Consider the following 17,833-nt stretch of genomic DNA (forward strand, 5'->3'; position numbering starts at 1 on the left):
ACATCTAAAACAGTACCCGGCTCTAGCCCTTAATTTGTTAGCCCCAGTGCCTGGCGTTTCGCGCGGATATCCGCGATCAAGCCCTGGGCTGCCTGGACGGGATCAGTCTCGACGTAGAATTTTCCGCCAATCACGCCGGTAAGCCCGTCAGTGAGAAGTTCGGTCACTTGTTTACTCCCTAACACCGGAGGAACTACCCCAAGGTGAGTGGTGATGCCCATGGCTACGGCCCAGGTTCCGATGCTCAAGGCCTTTTCGTGCTGGGGTTCAGGGGCGCTGGCTGCGACAGGAAGCGCAGACGTGTCTGCGCCAAGATAAGCGGCAATGGCCGTGACCAAGTCCCCAATGCGGGAATTGTCGACACAGCTTCCCATATGGAGAACCGGCGGCAACGGCGCTCCCAGGCCGGCAGCCTGCCCGACAGCGCTGAGAACCGCTTTCAGGGTTGGCCCCGCATATTGCCCGGTGCCTTCCGAGTTCATGAGCCCGGCTTTGGCCAAGGCGTGAGCCGAACAGCCTGTGGCCACGACCAGGACATTATTCTTTAACAGTTCCTTAACCATTTCCACATGGAAAATATCCTGCGTCACCTTCACATTATTGCAGCCGACTGTTGCCACCACTCCGAGAATGTTGCCGTTGGCGATATTGTCCACGAGCGGCTTTAAGGGCTGCTCCGCATCAAGCTGGGCCAGCGCGCCGGTGATCGCTTCCACACTGAAGCCTGCCATAATCGTGCTCCGGTGATCCGGAATCCGGACTTTGCGCGGGTCGCGCTTGGCATACGCTGCGATTGCTTTGCGCACGATTTCCTGCGCCGCCTCATCAGCCCGCTCCAGCGAGAAGGGAATGTGAGTCGCCCCCGGGATTTTGACAATAGGCATGGTTGTAATCAATTCCGTATGATAACAGGAAGCGACTTGGGCCAGAGACGGCATGATGCACTGCACATCCACCACCATCGCATCCACCGCCCCGGTCACTAAGGCCAGCTCCTGCGCCAGGTAATTGGTAGCCAGCGGAACCCCTTGGCGCATCAGGACTTCATTCCCCGTGCAGCAGACTCCGGCTACCTGAATCCCCTTGGCCCCGACAGCCTCAGCCTCCCCTGCCAAAGCCTTGGCCCAGTGGACGATTTTCTCCGAAAGCAAAGGAACGTGTCCGTGGACAATCAGGTTCACATAATCGGCTTTCAATACCCCTAAATTAGCCTCCGTCACCACCGGGGCCGGAGTGCCGAATAAAATGTCCTGCATATCCGTAGCCAGCTTAAGGCCCGCATACCCGTCAACCAATCCCTGTTTGGCGGCAGCCAGCAGAAGATTGACCGGGTCGGCATCCATACCCATGGTCGTTTGGTGCAGTGCTTCCCGGATTTCCCGGTCCGGGTTGCGCGGGAGAATACCCAGGCTTTCCCAGACAGCCAGGCGTTCCTTGGGAGCATGGGCCGTCAGCCATTGCATTGGCTTACGGCTGTGGTTTCCCATATCGGCATACGCTACCTTTACCACTTCCAAGGCCAAGGCATTCAAATCCTCGCCCGTTGCATCCAGGCCCAGCCCGGATGCGATGGCGCGCAGTTTATGTTCATCCGCAATCGGATAGTTAATCTTCCCTTGGGCGGCAAGCTCCAAGGCCTCCACTGCATCATAGGCGTGGTCGACATGGGCTGAGGCCCCGGCAGCGACCTGGCGCAGCAGGTTGCGCGCCACAATCACATCGGCGGTTGCCCCACAGATTCCCCTGCTCGGCCCTTGCCCAAAGGGATCAATCCGGCACGGCCCCTGAATACAATGGCGGCAGCAAATGCCCAGGCTGCCGAAGCCGCATTGCGGCTGCTGCGCTTCATAACGGTCCCACACCGTTTCAATGCCGTCGGCGGCAGCCTTTTTCAGCATATCTAAAGCTGCCGGATCAATGCTCTGTGTTTTAAGCATGAGAATTCCCCTCCTTCACCTGTTCAACCCAGGAACGGCGGCCTGCCGCTGCAAAGCGGTCGACCTCCACCCATTGCAAAGCCTTGGTCGGGCAAGCTGCGACACAAGCCGGATTATAATCCAATTCCCGGCAGCGGTCGCATTTTAGCGCTTGGTGGGCCGGACTTTCGCCAATCGCCCCAAAGGGACAGACCATGACACACATCCAGCAGCCCACACATTTTTCCGCATTCACTTGGACCAGCCCGGTGGCAGGCTCACGGTGCATCGCTCCGGCCATGCAGGCGTGAACACAAGGCATATCCGAGCACTGGCGGCACTGCAGCGGAAAGTTTACGGTCCCATCCGTTTCCACGAAGACGCGTTTGCGGGGGCTCTGAGCTTCCAGTACAGCGCCAAACAGCGTCTTGCTCTGCGAATGGGCCACAGCGCAGGCCACCTCGCAGCTTTTGCAGCCCACACAATTCTCCGAGCGTACGAGCAGTTGTTTCACGTTCTCCCTCCTCTTTCAGCGTAAGTGTAAATAAACAAAATCAGCTGATCCTATAATATTACAAGATTCAGAAAAATACTGTCGGCTTTCCGACAGTACTCAAATTATAAGCTAACAATAGATTAGCCCCAGAGTGATGTTAAGGATTTAGTTTCTCCCGTAACCGATCTAGGTTCAGAATGACCACCTGCCCCCGCTGGAGGGCCAGAATGCCTTGGCGCTCCCAATGGCGCAAAATCTCATTCACGGTCTGGCGGGTAGTTCCGCTAAGAGAGGCTAATTCTTCGTGTGTAAGCCGAACGCAATAATTATCGCCAGAGGAAGAGCGCTGGGCCATTCGCAAAAAGACGCGCGCCAGGCGAGGTGCAGCTTCGCGGAAGGCCAAATCAACAATGAGATCGTTAGTAATCCGTAAAATTTGCCCCAGAACGCGAATTAGCCGCCGCGCTAATTCCGGAGATTCTTCCATCATCCAGCGAAATTCCGCCATGCTGATATAAAGCACTTCGGTTTCTTCCAGAGCGGTGGCCAAAGCCAAGGAGTGCTCGCTGTATACTTGGCCGGCTGCAAGGATCGCCACCGTAAACTCTTTCCCGTCTTCTGAATAATAGGAGATTTTTACTTTACCTGAGCAAACAAAGAAGATCACATCCGGACAGGATGCAGGAAATTGTAAAAGCTGACGCTTAGCGAAACGCTCACGTATAAACCTTGGTTTCCAGGATTCGAGCAGAGGATCAGGCAAATCCTTAAATAACGGAAATAATCCAAGGTCGGGAAAACCCGGTTGACTTGACACCCTACCACATCCCTTCCGTACACTGAGTCCTCAAGCTTATCCGTTAACAGAACAGTCCTAGGATAAGATTCATGATAAGAGCAATTAACGCCAGAAACCCGGCCACTTTGATGTGACCGGGTTTCGTTGTAATTTGTCGAAACCTGAGGGGGTCAGACCCCGGGGGAGCGCAGCTCCCTCGACCTGTCACCGCAAATTTTAAATCCCTGACCCCGGATTCTTAATTTTTTCTGTAATCCACAAACGAATCAATGTCTGATATGGCAATCCTTTCTGACCAGCGATCTTTTTTACAGCATCAATCTGACTTGGTTCCAAACGCAATGTGACTGGCTTTTTAAGTTCCCTTTTGCTTAAGATTTCATCTTCTAATTCCTTAGAAAGCTCAATCTCTAGCGGCTCAAAGTCCTCAATAAACTCTGTACTGTCGTGTTCATCCCAAAAAAGGGCTTCTTCTTCTTCAGTGTTAAATATGGGTACTTTTTTTGTCATCCTACCATACCCCCTTTTCACGCAGATAATATCGTTTCTCCGAATTGCTCATGTCCCTTGCTGTGATTACCCGAACAACACCATCTTGCTTAAGCGCAGCAACTACAAATAGATATCGCCCTGGGTCAGTCACACCATACACTAGCAAACGCCCATCCCTGCCCTTGCGTAACAAAGCATCAAGAAACGCTTCTTCAGCTTCATCGGTCGTGACATTATGCCTGGCAATATGATCTGTATTAGCATCGTTTCAGTCAAATCTATTAATTTTCAAAGCCATCACCTAGTGTTAATATATTCTCCAGTATTTACAATGTCAATACATTGTTGATTATATTTTAAGTTTTTTCAAAAATGATAAGGGCAATTAACGCCAGAAACCCGGCCACTTTGATGTTGATGTGATATGCTGCCAATGATAAAGAAGCCATCTCCTTGTTTAGGCTTACAAGGGATGGCTTTTCTACTTATAGCGAACTAATAAATTGATCTTAGAATATTACGCCAAGCGCAATAAGAATCAAAATAGCAATGGCAATAATACCTACACCAACGCCCCTACCAACCGGGGCAATAGGGGGACACCCTGCTCCAACGAAACCCATTCCGTACAAAATTTTTTCCTCCTTTCGAATTTAGAATACGATACCCATTGCGATAAGCAGAAGAATGATAACTACTACAATCGCGATGCCTGCCATAGAGCGAGGGAAACCGTCTACAACGCCAGTACCAAACGCCATCTGCATATCCTCCTTTTCCAGAGATAGTACATGATATGCTTTGTCTAACGAAATTGTTAAAAATTGGTATGATTTGATTCACCGATGGAATTGGGCAAAACAAGGATAGAGCAGAGCCGGGCATAAGCGCCTAACTCTTAATAGCTAAAACCGCCGCCGGAATACAAATGGATTAAAAAACGGAAAGAAGAACGGAAAAAAGAACGGGAAAAAGAAAGGGCTAAAAAACGGACTAAAAAAGGGAGAACGTCTGAAACCAACCATAATGTCTATCCTCCTTTCGCGCAATGGAATATGGTAATATTTGGTGTTACTATAGAGTATGTAACTAGTCCTAAAAGGTGCAAAGCGAGATGACAAACCCTTCAATGAGCTAACACAAGTTTTCCAAGTGGTCAGGATCACTCAAAAAGAAACGCATTCTAAAGAACTATCAGGAGACCCTTGCTAAAGTGTGGCTTACCGATTTGTCCAAAGCGATTCCTATTCCCCCATAACGGACTTTCACCGTCAAGTTAATCGCCATGCGCGGCGCACATGGAAAGAGAGCCGACCCGCCCGAAGGCGAACCGGCTCTCTTTGTGTGATTTTGCTGAATCGTGAGGGGGTCAATCTTGAGACCCCGGGGGAGATTCCGGAGGCAGCTCCCTCTTGCCCACTCTAATTTATCCGTTTTTCTAATTCTCCAACTAACTGAGCCATAAGTTTATAATAACCCGGTATTGCTTTGGCAATTTCAATGGCTAATACTTCATTATAGGTATGGACCGTCGAATTTCTTGCTTCGACCATCCCTAGAAATTCTCTTGTTTCTCTCTCCGTAAGAAGCCTAATAACAAATGCTTCACGAAAGACCGCTTTCGGTGAATTCGTTATTATACCTTCATGTTCTTCCAAAAAAACTTTAAGGGCTTTCCAAACTGCTTCAAAGGTAAATTCAAAACGTTGTATTGCTGCATCCCGTAGAACCGCGTTATCCCCAAAGTCCAACACTTCGCTTAAAGCTTTCAAAGCATTTTGGGCGGATAAGATTTTTAGAGTTAACTTTTCCAAAAAATCGCTCCTTCCATGGCATGCTGATAAAATTCCGGTGAAACATGATGCATATCAACCACATCAACTTTGAAGGGTAAATTCAAGTTTTCAACTGCATCCCTCAATTCAGAAAGCACTGAAAAAGGAATTGCACTAGCCCCTTTGATACCAATATCAATATCGGATACTGGGCTAGCATTTCCCCTTGCCCTAGATCCAAATAGGAAAACCTGATATTCACTAAACCCTGACCGGTTTAATTCTTGGAACAAAACACGCTTTAAGGGTATTTCCCATTCCACATTGACCATAATTAACACCTTTTCTCGTTTGTTAGTTAAGGTTAAGCTTAACCATGTTTTGCTCCTAAAGAGGATGTTTAGCCACGTTATGCTCATTTTATGCCGAATTTCAATGATCCATCCTTTTTTATATTATACCATTTTTTAATGCTTTCGAGTAGTTCTGACGGTGATCTAACAGGACGGCTAACAGCAATTAACGACTAGAAACCCGTCCACTTTGATGTGACCGGGTTTCGCACGTTAATTGCTGTTAAGTTTCTTAACTCAACGGAACTACTCCATTAAGTATCTGGTTCCTCAAATCCAACTTTTGTCGAATCCTGAGGGGGTCAGACCCCGGGGGAGATTCCGAAGGAAGCTCCCTCGACCCCGGGGGAGCGACCGGAGGAAGCTCCCTCGCGCAATAGCTCTTGAATGAGCGCCTTTGCCTCATCTAAAGAAGTAACTAGGAAAATCCTGTTCATAATTCGGCTTAGTACATTCAAGTCTGTCAGCGAACAAACGGTTTCTTGAAGAGCTTGCGAATCTGAGCCAAAGCGTGCTTCGAGATATTGGCAAATGGCATCCGTCCTACCTCGGGCCTCTGCCCTTTCCTCTCTCAGCTCCGCCTCCTTAGCAGCCGCCATTCGATCCAAAACGGCTTTTCTCCTGTCAAAATATAGTTCTCTCAGCTTAGGATCGCCACTGATATTCTCCCAATCCTTCATCGCCCGCTTGATCATCGGATCTTCCATGGCAATCGCCTCCAGTTCTTTACGGATTTCCTCATTTTCATTGCCATCCAGCAAGAACAACCAACGTACCAATCGATCTTGACGCGGTGTAATCTCTTTCGCCCGCCACTTCTTACGAAGTTTAGGCAATTCAATAAAGTGCATCGCCAAGGCATCGGTGAGCATAAACTGTTTCTTCTGCTCATATAAGTGAAAGGTACTGTGAAACTCATCTGTTTCTTTCAAGTAATTATAATTGAGAATGTTAATCGTGATCGTAGAATTTAATTGTGCATAGGCCATACCCTCAGATAATTGACGGCTGTAGAGCTTTGCCCAATAGTAGAGAGAGCGTTTATCCATATTATGCTCATCTTTTAACTGAATTTCAATATTGATCTGCCTTTGATCTTTGGTGACCACCCGGATATCTAGGCTGGATTCTTTATCGTCGGTATTATCTTTACTGAGTTCGGTGTTCATGTAGGTTAAGGATTGTATTTGTTTGCCCGCCGCAGGTTTGAGAATAGCATTCAGAAAGGCAGCTAACAAGGGTTCCTGACCTTCCCGGCCAAAGATCAGTTTGAAACCGAAATCAATCTTTAGGTCAATAAGTTCAACCGACATAGAAACACCATCCTTTTAACTAGTATACCATTTTTTAACGGTCGGGAGTAGTTCTGAGGATTCTTAAATATTTATAAAGGATAAGCGCAATTAACGTCAGAAACCCGGCCACTTTGATGTGACCGGGTTTCGTTGTAATTTGTCGAATCCTGAGGGGGTCAGACCCCGGGGGAGATTCCGAAGGAAGCTCCCTCGCGCACGCATAACTGAGTGATCGCGGGGTATTGCATAGATTTCCTGTATGTTCTATAATGGAGATGGAAAGCATATAAAAGCCGGGATGCTGTAACACCCCGGCTGTACAACTGGCCGCAGTGGGCGGCACCAAACAAGAGCAAGTAGCTCCCTTCAGGACGGGGTTGGGCTACTTGCTTTTATGCATTTCTTTGAGCAGTACTACTATGAGAGCAGCAAATGCAATTGTCACCATCATAGCTTCATATACCGTCATGGCCTCACCCCCTTTCACGGGGATTTGGCCGCCCACCCGCCTGATTCAGTTGTACAAGTGCATTATACCATGAGGTTGCATCGTATTCGATAATCTTAGCGAATATTCTCTACCTTCGGCCCAACAAAGAACCAGGAGATTGCTCTCCTGGTTCTTTTCGACGATGGTCCTAGTGAATTGTGTCTAAATTGTGTGGGGGTCAGACCCCGGGGGAGCGAAGCCCCCCGGGGGAGCGAAGCCCCCTCGCACACGCCGTAAACAGGCAGTTGAAAAGTTATTTCAAAATTCAATTGAAGTGTTAGCATAATTATGATAATATTATGCTAACCTAGTTTAAGGGGAGAATACTATGCCACAGATAAGACCTGTATCGGATTTGCGAAATAACTTTGCTGAAATTTCAAGGGTTGTCCATGAAACCGCTGAACCAGTGTTCCTGACTAAAAATGGTTATGGAGATATGGTTGTTATGAGCATGGAAACTTTTGAGCGTCACCAGTTTCAAAGTGAAGTTTTTTTGAAGCTTAAGGAAGCTGAGTTAGAAGCCGAGACAACCAGCAAAAGGTATTCCCATAAGGATGTATTTGATGAATTAAGGGCAAAGCTTTCTGATAGGATAAAATCTGATAATGTATGAAATCAGATATTTGCCTTTGGCAAGGAAGGATTTGAACGATATTGCAAGTTATATTGCTGACCATCTGAAAGCACCAAAAGCAGCAATGGATTTACTGGATGCCATGGATGAATCAATTTCCCGGCTACAACAGTTCCCTTATTCCTGCAAGGTTTATCAGCCAATCAAGGCATTGGATGCTGAATATAGACTTTTACCAGTAAAGAATTATGCTGTTTTCTATGTGGTGAAGGAGCGGACGGTTGAAATTCATAGGATCGTCTATGCCAAGATGGATTTGACCAAACTTATCAAGTGACAGGCGCTTGCCTGGCGCCAGTCAGACACAGTCAGAGCCAAGAAACCCAAGAAACCCGGCCACTTTGATGTGACCGGGTTTCGTTGTAATAGGTAAACCGGGTAACTGCTCCAACGATACTCTTTAGGATCAGCTACGACTCCTTCACGAATTGTCAGAATTGATCCCCATTGTGCGGGGGTGTGCGGGGGTGCGGGGGTGTGCGGGGGTGCGGGGGTGTGCGGGGGTACGACCCCTGGGGAAGATGTTGAATATTTAAGCCGTATGTTCTATAATAAACGTGGAAAGTATATTAAAAGCCAGGATGCGCTAACATCCCGGCTTGTACAACTGGCCGCGATAGGCGGCACCTAATCAAGAGCAAGTAGCTCCCTTCAGGTCAGGGGCGGGCTACTTGCTTTTTCTCGCTTCTTTGATTATCTTGATAACTAATGCAGCGAAAGATATTGCCAGCATCAAAGCCTCAAACACAGTCATAAGCCTCACCCCCCTTCAAGGGGATTCGGCCGCCCACCCGCCTAATTCAGTTGTACGGATACATTATATCACAATTCTCCACAAGACAAGACAGGCCTCGAAAGAGATTTCTCTCTTTGAGGCCTGTTTTTCGTTAGTTTATCCGTGACCGATTCGACAAATTCCGGTAAGTACTAGACTCTTTTTGGGAATAACTGGCAACTAGGAATGGGCTCCTGCGATGCCAGTTCCGGCCCGAGCTAGAGAGCCGACCCACCCGAAGGCGAACCGGCTCCCTTGTGACTCGTTAAATTGTCAGAATTGTTCCCCATTGTGTGGGGGTACGACCCCGAGGGAGGCGGCTGTTGGCCGACTCCCCCGCGCACTTTGATGTGACCGGGTTTCGTTGTAATAGGTAAACCCGCCGTTCCACTGCCCTGTTAATTTGAGAAGCTATAACTCATTTCATAGAGTTCATGTGGTGCAATGTCTTGTCCGTTAATCCATTCAATACCCGAACCCCCCGGGACAACTCTTACAGTTTGGAAATAGTCTCTATCCGCCAACTCGCCATACCAGTCCCCTTCAATATACGGTGACACATCGAATATTCTAACCTCGCCTGTCTCATATTTAAGCCTGAGCTTATATGCCTCCATAGGCTCTACTTTCAAAATTCTAGGTTGCAGCATTGCGACACCCCCTTATCTTAATGGGTCAATTCTAAAGAACTGCTCTCCATTCGAAAGTAATTTCCAATTTGCTTCAAGATCATCATTATGAATAACCATCCAAGCTTCAAGTAGTTTCAACTTGTTAGAGGGAAGAAAACCCTCAAGAATTTCTCCGTCTAAGGATATTGCTATCTCATTTCCTGAATACTCGGCATGGATGTGTGGCCTATTATGTCTGCCACTACTTTCCTTATACATTCTAACAATAATACCATAAAAAATAGACAAAACTGGCATTAAAAAGACTCCTCCAAAAAATAGAATCCTTTACAAACATTTTACCTTAGCAACTAATAAGATTCAAGCAGATATGATTCTGATAGGAATCCGATAATAGCGCTTATGTAAACGAAACCCGGCCACTTTGATGTGACCGGGTTTCGTTGTAATTTGTCGAATCCTGAGGGGGTCAGACCCCGGGGGGAGCGAAGCTCCCTCGAGCATGAATGGGAATCTCTACACCCGTCTTAACAATCTCCTCAACCAGCCCAGCAGGTTCAACCAAGTCATCGACGGTGAAGGGCAACGGCTGTAAATCCACTCCATATTCAGTCGACGCTAAGAACAATAATCTAAACCTATCAATTGGGTCCATACCTTTAAAGTCATCCGAAAAGATGGCGAGATCAATATCACTTTCATTATTAAATTGTTCTTGTGCGTAAGACCCAAAGATAATCGCCTTACTAATCTTGATTTGACGACTAACCTTTTCTAAATAATCTTTTACTAATTCTTGTACCGACTGAGGGACAGTAGCCATACGTACACCTCCTCAGTCTCTGTAAGTACCTCTTCCGCCTTTGTCTCTGTAACACTTGAAGATAATTGCTGTTTGTAATCAGGATATCGCTCCGAGATGTAATAAAAGAGGAGATCTGAAAAAAAAGGCTTATACTTTGTAGCTTTTGCTACATCATCTGCCGTCATTATGACTCCTTCGTTCTCAAGGAAGTCATTAAATACGAGCCAAATATTGTGAGTTCGTGCTGGTTCCCGCTCTAGGAAGAGAACATAAAGACCCTTTACAATCTTTTCAATAGCCTGTTGTGCCATGAAGACGACATAGTTGTACCTCCCAGTCTTCTGCATTGCACGTGCCGTCTCAAGATCGTAAGTAGCCTTGCTCTCCCAATACCTAAACTTTTCAAGAGCATCCAATCAACAACACCCCCTCAGATATTCCACATCCATATTATACCACAAACGTGAGCCCAACTAAAGCTATCGGGCTACACATAAAAGGACTTATGTAAAGCAATAGGCAAGAAACCCGGCCACTTTGATGTGACCGGGTTTCGTTGTAATTTGTCGAATCCTGAGGGGGTCAGACCCCGGGGGAGCGAAGCCCCCTCGGGCACACAAGTTGATGTTCATTATTTGGGGGTACGACCCCAGCTTCCAGCTTCGACCATTTGCCCTTTGACTTTAAGTTTTCCTTCCAATTCCATTGTGCAGATCCAATCAAGGAGGCTCTGCATATCCCCGTCAGTAAGGTCCAGCAAGCTGCTCAAGCTCAGAGGTTGCGTGAGACGGCTGAGGATTCTTTGTTCGAGCGGTGTCAGGACAAGGGTTGCTAAACCGGTATTGTTTTTGGCGATGCTTGACGGCTTTTTTGACGGCTTTTTTGTATGCCTGGCGTGCCGCGGCTTGACCGGTGATGTGCAATCTGCAGCATCGGCCGTTTGGGCCGGATCGCTGGCGAATAGGAATTCAGGGCCTAGATAAGCTTTTGCCCCTACGCTTAATAGCTTATTCGTGCCCGCACTTTCCTTAGCATAGATACTGTTAGGCACGGAAAAGACTTCACGGCCCTGTTCGATCGCCTTTTGGGCCGTGATCAAAGCACCGCTTTTTTCCGCAGCTTCCACAATCAACACTTTGTCAGACCAGGCGCTGATCAAGGCATTTCGGATGGGGAAATATTCCTGACGCGGCCGGGTATATGGTGGATACTCGGAAATAACAGCGCCATGGTGGATGATTTCCTCCATCAGGCCTCGATGCTCTGCCGGATAGCAGACATCCACCCCGTTTCCCAAGAAGGCTAACGTATAGCCTCCGGCTTTCAGACAGGCCGTATGGGCATAGCTATCGATGCCCTTAGCCATCCCACTGATTACCGTTACTCCTTGCTCGGCCAAGTATGTGGCCGCCTCCACCGCCACTTGTTTCCCGTAAGGCGTACAGCGGCGGCTGCCGACGATCCCTATACTTTGCCCCTTCGGCCTGATCCTTCCCCGGTAATAGAGGATAACCGGCGCATTGGAAAGGCATTTCGCCTGCTCCGGATAGAGGGGATCATCGGTGGTCAAAAGCCTGATGCCTAGTCTGTCGAGAGCCTCTTCTTGCCGTTTCGCGGAATCCAGCGAGCGCGATGCCGTTAAAATAGCCGCCACGGCCCGGCCAGCGATTTGACTGATTTCGGCAGCTGATGCTAAATATATCCTTTCCGGAGTTTCCAAAGCCTCTAAGAGTTTTCTCTGGGTCACGGGCCCGATTCCGTTCAGACCCGCAAGCCACAGCCAATATACTTTCATTCCCGTCCCCCTGGTTAAAACACCATCATGCCTGTATGTTCCTTATCCATGTCACGAGCCATCAAAGCCGCCGCCATATCCTTTTTGCGGATTTGAGGTGAACCCTCCAGGTCGGCGAAGGTGCGGGCGATTTTAAGGAATTTATTATGAGTACGGGCGCTGTACTGAAAGCGTTCGAAACTCAGTTGCAGAAGTCTCAGGGCATCCGGCTCAAGTTGGCAGAATTCTTTGATCATAGCCTCCGTCATCTGCGCATTGGCACTGACCTCGGTGCTCCGGACAAAGCGCTTAGTTTGAATGTCCCGTGCGTATTGCACCCGCTCTCGCAATTCCAACGAACTCGGCCCTTTGCGGGCGCTCGCCAGGCTTAAGAAAGGCACCGGTTGTACATACTTTTGCACATCGATCCGGTCGAGGATCGGGCCTGAGAGCTTTTGCCGGTACTTTACCACCTCGTAGTCTGTGCAGCGGCATTTAGGCTGGCCATGATACCCGCACGGGCACGGATTCATAGCCGCTACGAGCATAAAATTGGCCGGAAAAGTACTGGTGCTTTTCACACGGGAAACAGTGACAACTTTGTCCTCTAAAGGCTGGCGCAAGGCATCCAGTGCTTTCCGCTCAAACTCGGCGATTTCATCCAGGAAAAGAACGCCATTGTGCGCCAGGGAAATCTCGCCGGGAACCACTGGACTACCCCCGCCAATCAGGGCATTCAGCGAAGCGTTATGGTGGGGGGATCGAAAAGGCCTCTCGGTAATCAAGCGATTTTGTTGGCGCAGTAAGCCGGTAACACTGTAGATCTTGGTGATTTCCAAAGCCTCCTCTTCCGTGAGCTTCGGCATAATGGTCGGAATCCTTTTCGCAATCATGGATTTTCCACACCCAGGGGAGCCGAGCATGAGAAAATTATGTCCGCCTGCAACCGCCGCGATAACGTACTCCAGAAGGCCTTCTTGCCCTTGCACATCAGCAAAATCCACGGCCGGCAGAGCTGAGTACGCTGGTTCTAGGCTGCGATCCGGCGGTGCATATTCTAAGGTACCCAGGAGAAAATCGACAACTTCCCGCAATGTGCCGAACCCAAAAACCTCCAGTTCTCGCACGAGTCTGGCTTCGGCCAAGTTGTCTACCGGGACAATTAAGCGCCTAATCCCCGAGTCTCTGGCACACATAGCCATAGGCAGAACTCCATTGACCGGTTTCAATTCCGCATTTAGTGATAACTCCCCGAGAAACGCAGTTTGTGCTAATTCTTCGGGCGGCAATAAAACTTCGCCGCTTGAAATAAGCCCGATAGCCATAGCTAAGTCAAAATGGGAACCACTCTTTTTTACCCCGCTCGGTGCTAAGTTAATTACAATCTTGAGTTTGGGAAAATCATAGGAACTATGTGTCAGCGCCGCCTGTAAACGGTGTGCCGCTTCCTTCACAGCGGTATCTCCAAGGCCCACTATTGAGATCGAGGGCTGACCATGCAGTAGAACTGTTTCTACCGCGACCGGGTAGGCACTGACGCCAGACAAAGCAAAGGCATTAACGACTGTGGCCATTCGGCGTCACCCTTCCTCTTCCTTCAGTGGGACCGGCTCTTCATCTTCAGCATCGTCCAATTGTAAGGCTGCAGGAAGATCGTATCCTGACTCCCCTTTTAACAAACCATTCAGAGTAAACGTCTCGAAATTCGCAACCTTAGGTTCGTCGAAGTATCCTAAAGTCTTATCAGTATGTACAAGCGACGTGGAAAGCCCACTTAGGTAAACCGGGTAACTGCTCCAACGATACTCTTTAGGATCAGCTGCGATCCTAGCTTTCACCGGATTTAGATGGATATAGCGATTAATGGACAAGAAATAGCGGTCGTCCATGATTAACTCTGCCCGAAAACGTCCCTGTAAAAGCTGTCCGACAAACCGGTATTTCTTATTAAAGTAGATCGCGTACTTCATATTGATCATTTTCATGACCGTGCCTAAGTCAACGTTCGTTGTCTCCATCTCCAGATGCACGTGGTTAGTCATTAAACAGTAGGCATGCAGGTGGAAAGGATACTTTTCCCGCACCTGAGTCATTACGCTTAAAAAGTAAAGGCGATCTTCGTCATCCCGGAAAATCTCCAGCCGATGGTTTCCTCTTGTCATAATATGATAGCTCGCCCCCGGCCACCATATCCGTTTTTTCCGCGCCATCTCTCTTCCTCCTTTCTTCCTCTAATGGTACTATTCGCCACATCTTGCCATATTCCTACCAATCGCCCTTATTTCTTCCGTTCTCCGCTCTGCGAGCAGGGCTCCGCTCTCGGAACTGCGGTTGCGCATAGTCTTCCTGCCTGGCTGAATTTCTCTAGCCAATATCTTGATTTATCTAACGCGAAAGAGGCCCCGAGAGATTATCTCTCAGAGACCTCCGTCTCAGGACTCCTTCACGAATTGTCAGAATTGATCCCCATTGTGCGGGGGTACGGGGGTACGACCCCGGGGGACGACCCAGGCCGATCCCTCGAGCACGACCCCGGGGGAGGCGGCTGTTAAGCCGACTCTCTCGCGCGACCCGTTAGGAACATTTTCTGGTAATTCCTTTTATCTTATTGCGCTTTCCGATATAATATATCTAAGGATAAAGATTGGAGACGGACGAATGAAGAAACTGAAAATTTATCTAGATACATCGGTAATCAGCCACTTGAAGGCAGATGATGTTCCGGAAAAGATGTCAAAAACGCTTAGGTTTTGGGAATTTATTGAGCGCGATGAATACCGAGTATTTATTTCTGATCTTGTGGCTGCTGAAATTGAAGAATGCGCTGAACCAAAGAGATCATTATTGACAAGAAAGATGGACGAAGCTCCTTTAGAGATTATTGAGATTGACGCTGAAATCACCACGTTGGCAGAGAAGTATATCAGGGAGGGAGTTTTTTCAAGCAAATATTTGGATGATGCCACTCATGTCGCTGCGGCTTCTGTATCAGGTTGTACTGCTATCGTATCATGGAATTTCAAGCATATAGTTAAGCTTAGAACTATTATTGGTGTCAATGGCATTAACCGGTTAATGGGCTATAGCGAAATCGAAATCATTACACCTGAGATTATTATTGAAGAAGAAGGTGATGAAAATGAAGGAATCTGATGCAATGAAGGAGATTCGCAAGATAAGAGACCGACATTATGAAGAAACTAAAGGAATGAGCAGAGAAGAGTATATCAGGAGTATTAAAAAGCGTGCAGCACAGTCTAAACTTAAAGTGATGAGTACAAAAAAATTGGGAATCTAAAGTAGCCCCGTGCTCTCCTCTTGTGAGCGCGGGGTTTCTATTTATCTGGATGATCGTTTGAATGGATGTTTGACCGAAAAGCAGGAAGAGAGCCGACTCGCCCGAAGGTGAATCGGCTCTCTTGTGATGTTTTGTCTAATCCTGAGGGGGTCAGACCCCGGGGGAGCGAAGCTCCCTCGCGCAAAGATGAGGCTAAATAACCTTTACGCCTGTATTTATGATTTCTTTTACTATCGGATTATCCTCAGTAAATTCGTGAATAGAAAAAGGATGAGGTTCTATTCTCTTGTCAATTTTACGTCTTATCTTCATTAACATAAAAGTATCTTCCACAATATCTCCAGTAAACCCATCTGCGACTACAGCAATATCAATATCACTGTCTTTATTATAATTACCATTGGCATAGGAACCATAAAGATATATGCTATGCAGATTTATATGCTCTTTAAGGCTACTTGCATATTTCATAACAATACTATTCACTTGCTCTCTAGTATCGAAATTAACCATAATCTGAGCTCCTTTATTTCTGATATTCTATCAGCTGTATAAGACTCTGTACATTTCTTATAAAAACTTAGTTTATAATCAGGATATCTACTGCTTATATTAAAAGTAGTTACCAAGTCTAGCATATCTTCTCTTTTACTATCCACAGCAACTTCTGCTTTACTTGCAAGTAATAGTAAATCATGTGTTCTTGGTGGGTTTTCATTCCCCTTGTTCTTCACAAATAACGCTTTGAGAAGCTTTTCGATCACCAAATGACCAATAAATAAACTCCAATGATAATCTTTACTATTAAATAAGTTCATCATTGTTAGAAAATCATTATCTGCTGAATTTCTCCAGTATTTTATGATCTCTTCTCGTTGCATTATTTCACCACCCACTATTTCTTATTAAATCTATTATAACACATTGTATTTCCGATTTAACTACTTACTTGTATATATTTCCATATTGTTCATATTTATAATTTACTTACATAATCAGCATTATTAAACCCCAAACGGAAAGAGAGAGCCGATACTCCCGACGGAGGTCAGCTCTCTCTTTTGCAAACTTTGTCGAATCTTTAGGGGGTCAGACCCCGGGGGGAGATTCCGGAGGAAGCTCCCTCGAAACTTTTGTCAAATCCCTCGGGGAAGCGCTACCCCTTAAAGCCTGCCCCGCGGGAAAGATGGTAAAGAATTAATTGGTTAAGGCTTATATTTTCAGCTTTGGCTTGCTCAGATAACGTCCGGTGAAGTGATTTTGGCATCCGGACCCTTAGTTGTCCGGAAAAATCGTCCGCCAAGCTTGGCTCTGGAATAGCTCTGCCTAATTCCATGTTAGTCTCGATCCAACCGCGTTTGGCATCCTCAAGGTTTTTTAGGGTCTCTTCTGGGGTCTCTCCGTCCGACATACAGCCTGGTAGGAGTGGAATCTGCGCGAACCAGCCGCCACCTTCTTCCTCAGAAAGTTTCCTGATTTTAATTTCATAGCCAAGGTTGACGTAGTATTCGAAGTCCTTACTCACTGTACTCGCTCCTTTCTAGCTTGCGAAGGGCTTCAATAGCTTGAATTACATATACTGCTTTAACCGGCCTGTTGAAGGGTATTGTAATCACTTCAGCCAGGTCTGGATGTGAGTAATTGTAGTGACTAGACCCACGCCTCGGCTGTCGCCGCTCAAAACCATAACGCATTAGTAACTTATCAAGGTCCTCAAACTTAACGTCCCTTGGATTATTTACTATCTGTGCGTATAGCTTATCGAACTTAGTCACTCCATCACCGCCTCAACTCTATGATACCAAATGAGGAACCATTCGTCAAGAATGCATGCTTTTAGACCCCAAACGGAAAAGGAGAGCCGACCCGCCCGAAGGCAAATCGGCTCTCTTGTGAGTATTTGCCGAATCTTGAGGGGGTCAGACCCCGGGGGAGCGACCTGTGGTTTTCCTTGCGCCGTATGGGCTTCCGGCGACCGGGACCGGTCGGAAAAACTTTTGCGGCCAGTCCGTCGAACTTTTGCGGTGAGCCTCCGCCGCGGAGTCATAAGGGAGCCGGCCCGCCCGAAGGCGAACCGGCTCCCTTATGACTCGTTAAATTGTCAGAATTGTTCCCCATTGTGTGGGGGTACGACCCCGGGGGAAGGGTTGACCGAATGGGAGACCCTTCCCTCGAGCACAGCTTCCTCGTCGTTCATTCCAGCGTGCTTGAAGCCAGCAAGGAAAAAACCTTGGTTAAGAGGATAAGCAAGCAGAAAGAAGAACTGGCACGTAAAGCAAAAACCTTAACTTCTGCT

General features: G+C 47.5%; 25 protein-coding genes. 5 read left to right on the forward strand and 20 right to left on the reverse strand.

Annotation, left to right across the window (positions count from 1 at the left end):
- Window positions 1-29: 29 nt before the first annotated feature.
- From cooS to J0X21_RS16175, 9 genes are all read right to left on the reverse strand, one after another.
- Window positions 30-1,937, reverse strand: coding sequence for an anaerobic carbon-monoxide dehydrogenase catalytic subunit (gene cooS / locus J0X21_RS05000; protein ID WP_206811086.1), 1,908 nt, complete (start codon window positions 1,935-1,937; stop codon window positions 30-32).
- Complete coding sequence (locus J0X21_RS05005) at window positions 1,930-2,430, reverse strand: 4Fe-4S dicluster domain-containing protein (protein ID WP_206811087.1); 501 nt, start codon at window positions 2,428-2,430, stop codon at window positions 1,930-1,932. Before J0X21_RS05005 ends, cooS begins: the two co-directional genes overlap by 8 nt.
- A 139-nt stretch (window positions 2,431-2,569) precedes the next feature.
- On the reverse strand, window positions 2,570-3,229 hold the full coding sequence (locus J0X21_RS05010; protein ID WP_206811088.1) for a Crp/Fnr family transcriptional regulator: 660 nt from the start codon (window positions 3,227-3,229) through the stop codon (window positions 2,570-2,572).
- 198 nt (window positions 3,230-3,427) lie between these two features.
- Window positions 3,428-3,721 (reverse strand): CopG family antitoxin, encoded by a 294-nt coding sequence (locus tag J0X21_RS05015; RefSeq protein ID WP_206811089.1) that lies wholly within the window; start codon window positions 3,719-3,721, stop codon window positions 3,428-3,430.
- A gap of 1 nt (window position 3,722) precedes the next feature.
- Entirely contained in the window at window positions 3,723-3,950 is a 228-nt protein-coding gene (locus tag J0X21_RS16170) for a BrnT family toxin (protein WP_206811119.1), read from the reverse strand.
- Window positions 3,951-5,124: 1,174 nt separating this feature from the next.
- Window positions 5,125-5,517, reverse strand: a complete 393-nt coding sequence (locus tag J0X21_RS05025) for an HI0074 family nucleotidyltransferase substrate-binding subunit (protein WP_206811090.1) — start codon at window positions 5,515-5,517, stop codon at window positions 5,125-5,127.
- Complete coding sequence (locus J0X21_RS05030) at window positions 5,505-5,810, reverse strand: nucleotidyltransferase family protein (RefSeq protein ID WP_206811091.1); 306 nt, start codon at window positions 5,808-5,810, stop codon at window positions 5,505-5,507. The genes J0X21_RS05025 and J0X21_RS05030 overlap by 13 nt, the downstream gene beginning before the upstream one ends.
- Window positions 5,811-6,133: 323 nt before the next feature.
- Entirely contained in the window at window positions 6,134-7,144 is a 1,011-nt protein-coding gene (locus tag J0X21_RS05035) for an Rpn family recombination-promoting nuclease/putative transposase (RefSeq protein ID WP_206811092.1), read from the reverse strand.
- Between the two features lie 364 nt (window positions 7,145-7,508).
- Window positions 7,509-7,595 carry a putative holin-like toxin gene (locus J0X21_RS16175; protein ID WP_407947628.1) on the reverse strand — a complete coding sequence of 29 codons (87 nt, stop codon included), beginning with the start codon at window positions 7,593-7,595 and terminating at the stop codon, window positions 7,509-7,511.
- Between the two features lie 349 nt (window positions 7,596-7,944).
- Here J0X21_RS16175 and J0X21_RS05040 point away from each other — a divergent pair, with 349 nt between their 5' ends.
- The 3 genes from J0X21_RS05040 (at window position 7,945) to J0X21_RS05050 (ending at window position 8,884) form a co-directional block, all read left to right on the forward strand.
- Window positions 7,945-8,232: a type II toxin-antitoxin system Phd/YefM family antitoxin gene (locus J0X21_RS05040; protein WP_206811093.1), complete on the forward strand. Its 288-nt coding sequence runs from the start codon at window positions 7,945-7,947 to the stop codon at window positions 8,230-8,232.
- Window positions 8,225-8,530: a type II toxin-antitoxin system RelE/ParE family toxin gene (locus tag J0X21_RS05045; RefSeq protein WP_206811094.1), complete on the forward strand. Its 306-nt coding sequence runs from the start codon at window positions 8,225-8,227 to the stop codon at window positions 8,528-8,530. The genes J0X21_RS05040 and J0X21_RS05045 overlap by 8 nt, the downstream gene beginning before the upstream one ends.
- A gap of 198 nt (window positions 8,531-8,728) precedes the next feature.
- A complete protein-coding gene (locus J0X21_RS05050) occupies window positions 8,729-8,884 on the forward strand; it encodes a hypothetical protein (RefSeq protein ID WP_206811095.1) in 156 nt (51 codons plus the stop codon).
- Between the two features lie 542 nt (window positions 8,885-9,426).
- Here J0X21_RS05050 and J0X21_RS05055 read toward each other — a convergent pair.
- The 7 genes from J0X21_RS05055 to J0X21_RS05085 form a co-directional block, all read right to left on the reverse strand.
- The gene (locus J0X21_RS05055; protein WP_206811096.1) at window positions 9,427-9,678 is read right to left on the reverse strand and encodes a DUF2442 domain-containing protein; all 252 of its coding nucleotides are present in this window, start codon (window positions 9,676-9,678) and stop codon (window positions 9,427-9,429) included.
- Between the two features lie 12 nt (window positions 9,679-9,690).
- Complete coding sequence (locus tag J0X21_RS05060; protein ID WP_206811097.1) at window positions 9,691-9,957, reverse strand: DUF4160 domain-containing protein; 267 nt, start codon at window positions 9,955-9,957, stop codon at window positions 9,691-9,693.
- Between the two features lie 172 nt (window positions 9,958-10,129).
- Window positions 10,130-10,483, reverse strand: a complete 354-nt coding sequence (locus tag J0X21_RS05065) for a nucleotidyltransferase domain-containing protein (RefSeq protein ID WP_206811098.1) — start codon at window positions 10,481-10,483, stop codon at window positions 10,130-10,132.
- Window positions 10,450-10,881 (reverse strand): HEPN domain-containing protein, encoded by a 432-nt coding sequence (locus J0X21_RS05070; RefSeq protein ID WP_206811099.1) that lies wholly within the window; start codon window positions 10,879-10,881, stop codon window positions 10,450-10,452. Before J0X21_RS05070 ends, J0X21_RS05065 begins: the two co-directional genes overlap by 34 nt.
- Before the next feature lie 215 nt (window positions 10,882-11,096).
- Window positions 11,097-12,260, reverse strand: a complete 1,164-nt coding sequence (gene dprA / locus J0X21_RS05075; RefSeq protein WP_206811100.1) for a DNA-processing protein DprA — start codon at window positions 12,258-12,260, stop codon at window positions 11,097-11,099.
- Window positions 12,261-12,274: 14 nt separating this feature from the next.
- Window positions 12,275-13,813, reverse strand: a complete 1,539-nt coding sequence (locus J0X21_RS05080; protein WP_206811101.1) for a YifB family Mg chelatase-like AAA ATPase — start codon at window positions 13,811-13,813, stop codon at window positions 12,275-12,277.
- Window positions 13,814-13,819: 6 nt separating this feature from the next.
- The gene (locus J0X21_RS05085) at window positions 13,820-14,449 is read right to left on the reverse strand and encodes a transposase (RefSeq protein WP_236006076.1); all 630 of its coding nucleotides are present in this window, start codon (window positions 14,447-14,449) and stop codon (window positions 13,820-13,822) included.
- Window positions 14,450-14,897: 448 nt separating this feature from the next.
- Here J0X21_RS05085 and J0X21_RS05090 point away from each other — a divergent pair, with 448 nt between their 5' ends.
- Complete coding sequence (locus J0X21_RS05090; protein ID WP_206811102.1) at window positions 14,898-15,392, forward strand: PIN domain-containing protein; 495 nt, start codon at window positions 14,898-14,900, stop codon at window positions 15,390-15,392.
- Window positions 15,379-15,537 (forward strand): hypothetical protein, encoded by a 159-nt coding sequence (locus tag J0X21_RS05095; protein ID WP_206811103.1) that lies wholly within the window; start codon window positions 15,379-15,381, stop codon window positions 15,535-15,537. Before J0X21_RS05090 ends, J0X21_RS05095 begins: the two co-directional genes overlap by 14 nt.
- Before the next feature lie 192 nt (window positions 15,538-15,729).
- Here the strand turns inward: J0X21_RS05095 and J0X21_RS05100 are convergent, their stop codons facing one another.
- The 4 genes from J0X21_RS05100 to J0X21_RS05115 all read right to left on the reverse strand — a co-directional run bounded on the left by J0X21_RS05100 (window position 15,730) and on the right by J0X21_RS05115 (window position 17,312).
- The gene (locus tag J0X21_RS05100; RefSeq protein ID WP_206811104.1) at window positions 15,730-16,050 is read right to left on the reverse strand and encodes a nucleotidyltransferase domain-containing protein; all 321 of its coding nucleotides are present in this window, start codon (window positions 16,048-16,050) and stop codon (window positions 15,730-15,732) included.
- Window positions 16,020-16,418 (reverse strand): HEPN domain-containing protein, encoded by a 399-nt coding sequence (locus J0X21_RS05105; protein WP_206811105.1) that lies wholly within the window; start codon window positions 16,416-16,418, stop codon window positions 16,020-16,022. Before J0X21_RS05105 ends, J0X21_RS05100 begins: the two co-directional genes overlap by 31 nt.
- A gap of 275 nt (window positions 16,419-16,693) precedes the next feature.
- Complete coding sequence (locus J0X21_RS05110) at window positions 16,694-17,062, reverse strand: toxin-antitoxin system HicB family antitoxin (RefSeq protein WP_206811106.1); 369 nt, start codon at window positions 17,060-17,062, stop codon at window positions 16,694-16,696.
- Window positions 17,055-17,312, reverse strand: coding sequence for a type II toxin-antitoxin system HicA family toxin (locus tag J0X21_RS05115; RefSeq protein ID WP_206811107.1), 258 nt, complete (start codon window positions 17,310-17,312; stop codon window positions 17,055-17,057). The genes J0X21_RS05110 and J0X21_RS05115 overlap by 8 nt, the downstream gene beginning before the upstream one ends.
- Between the last annotated feature and the right edge of the window lie 521 nt (window positions 17,313-17,833).

The organism is Paradesulfitobacterium ferrireducens, from assembly GCF_017310645.1.
GTDB lineage: Bacteria > Bacillota > Desulfitobacteriia > Desulfitobacteriales > Desulfitobacteriaceae > Paradesulfitobacterium > Paradesulfitobacterium ferrireducens.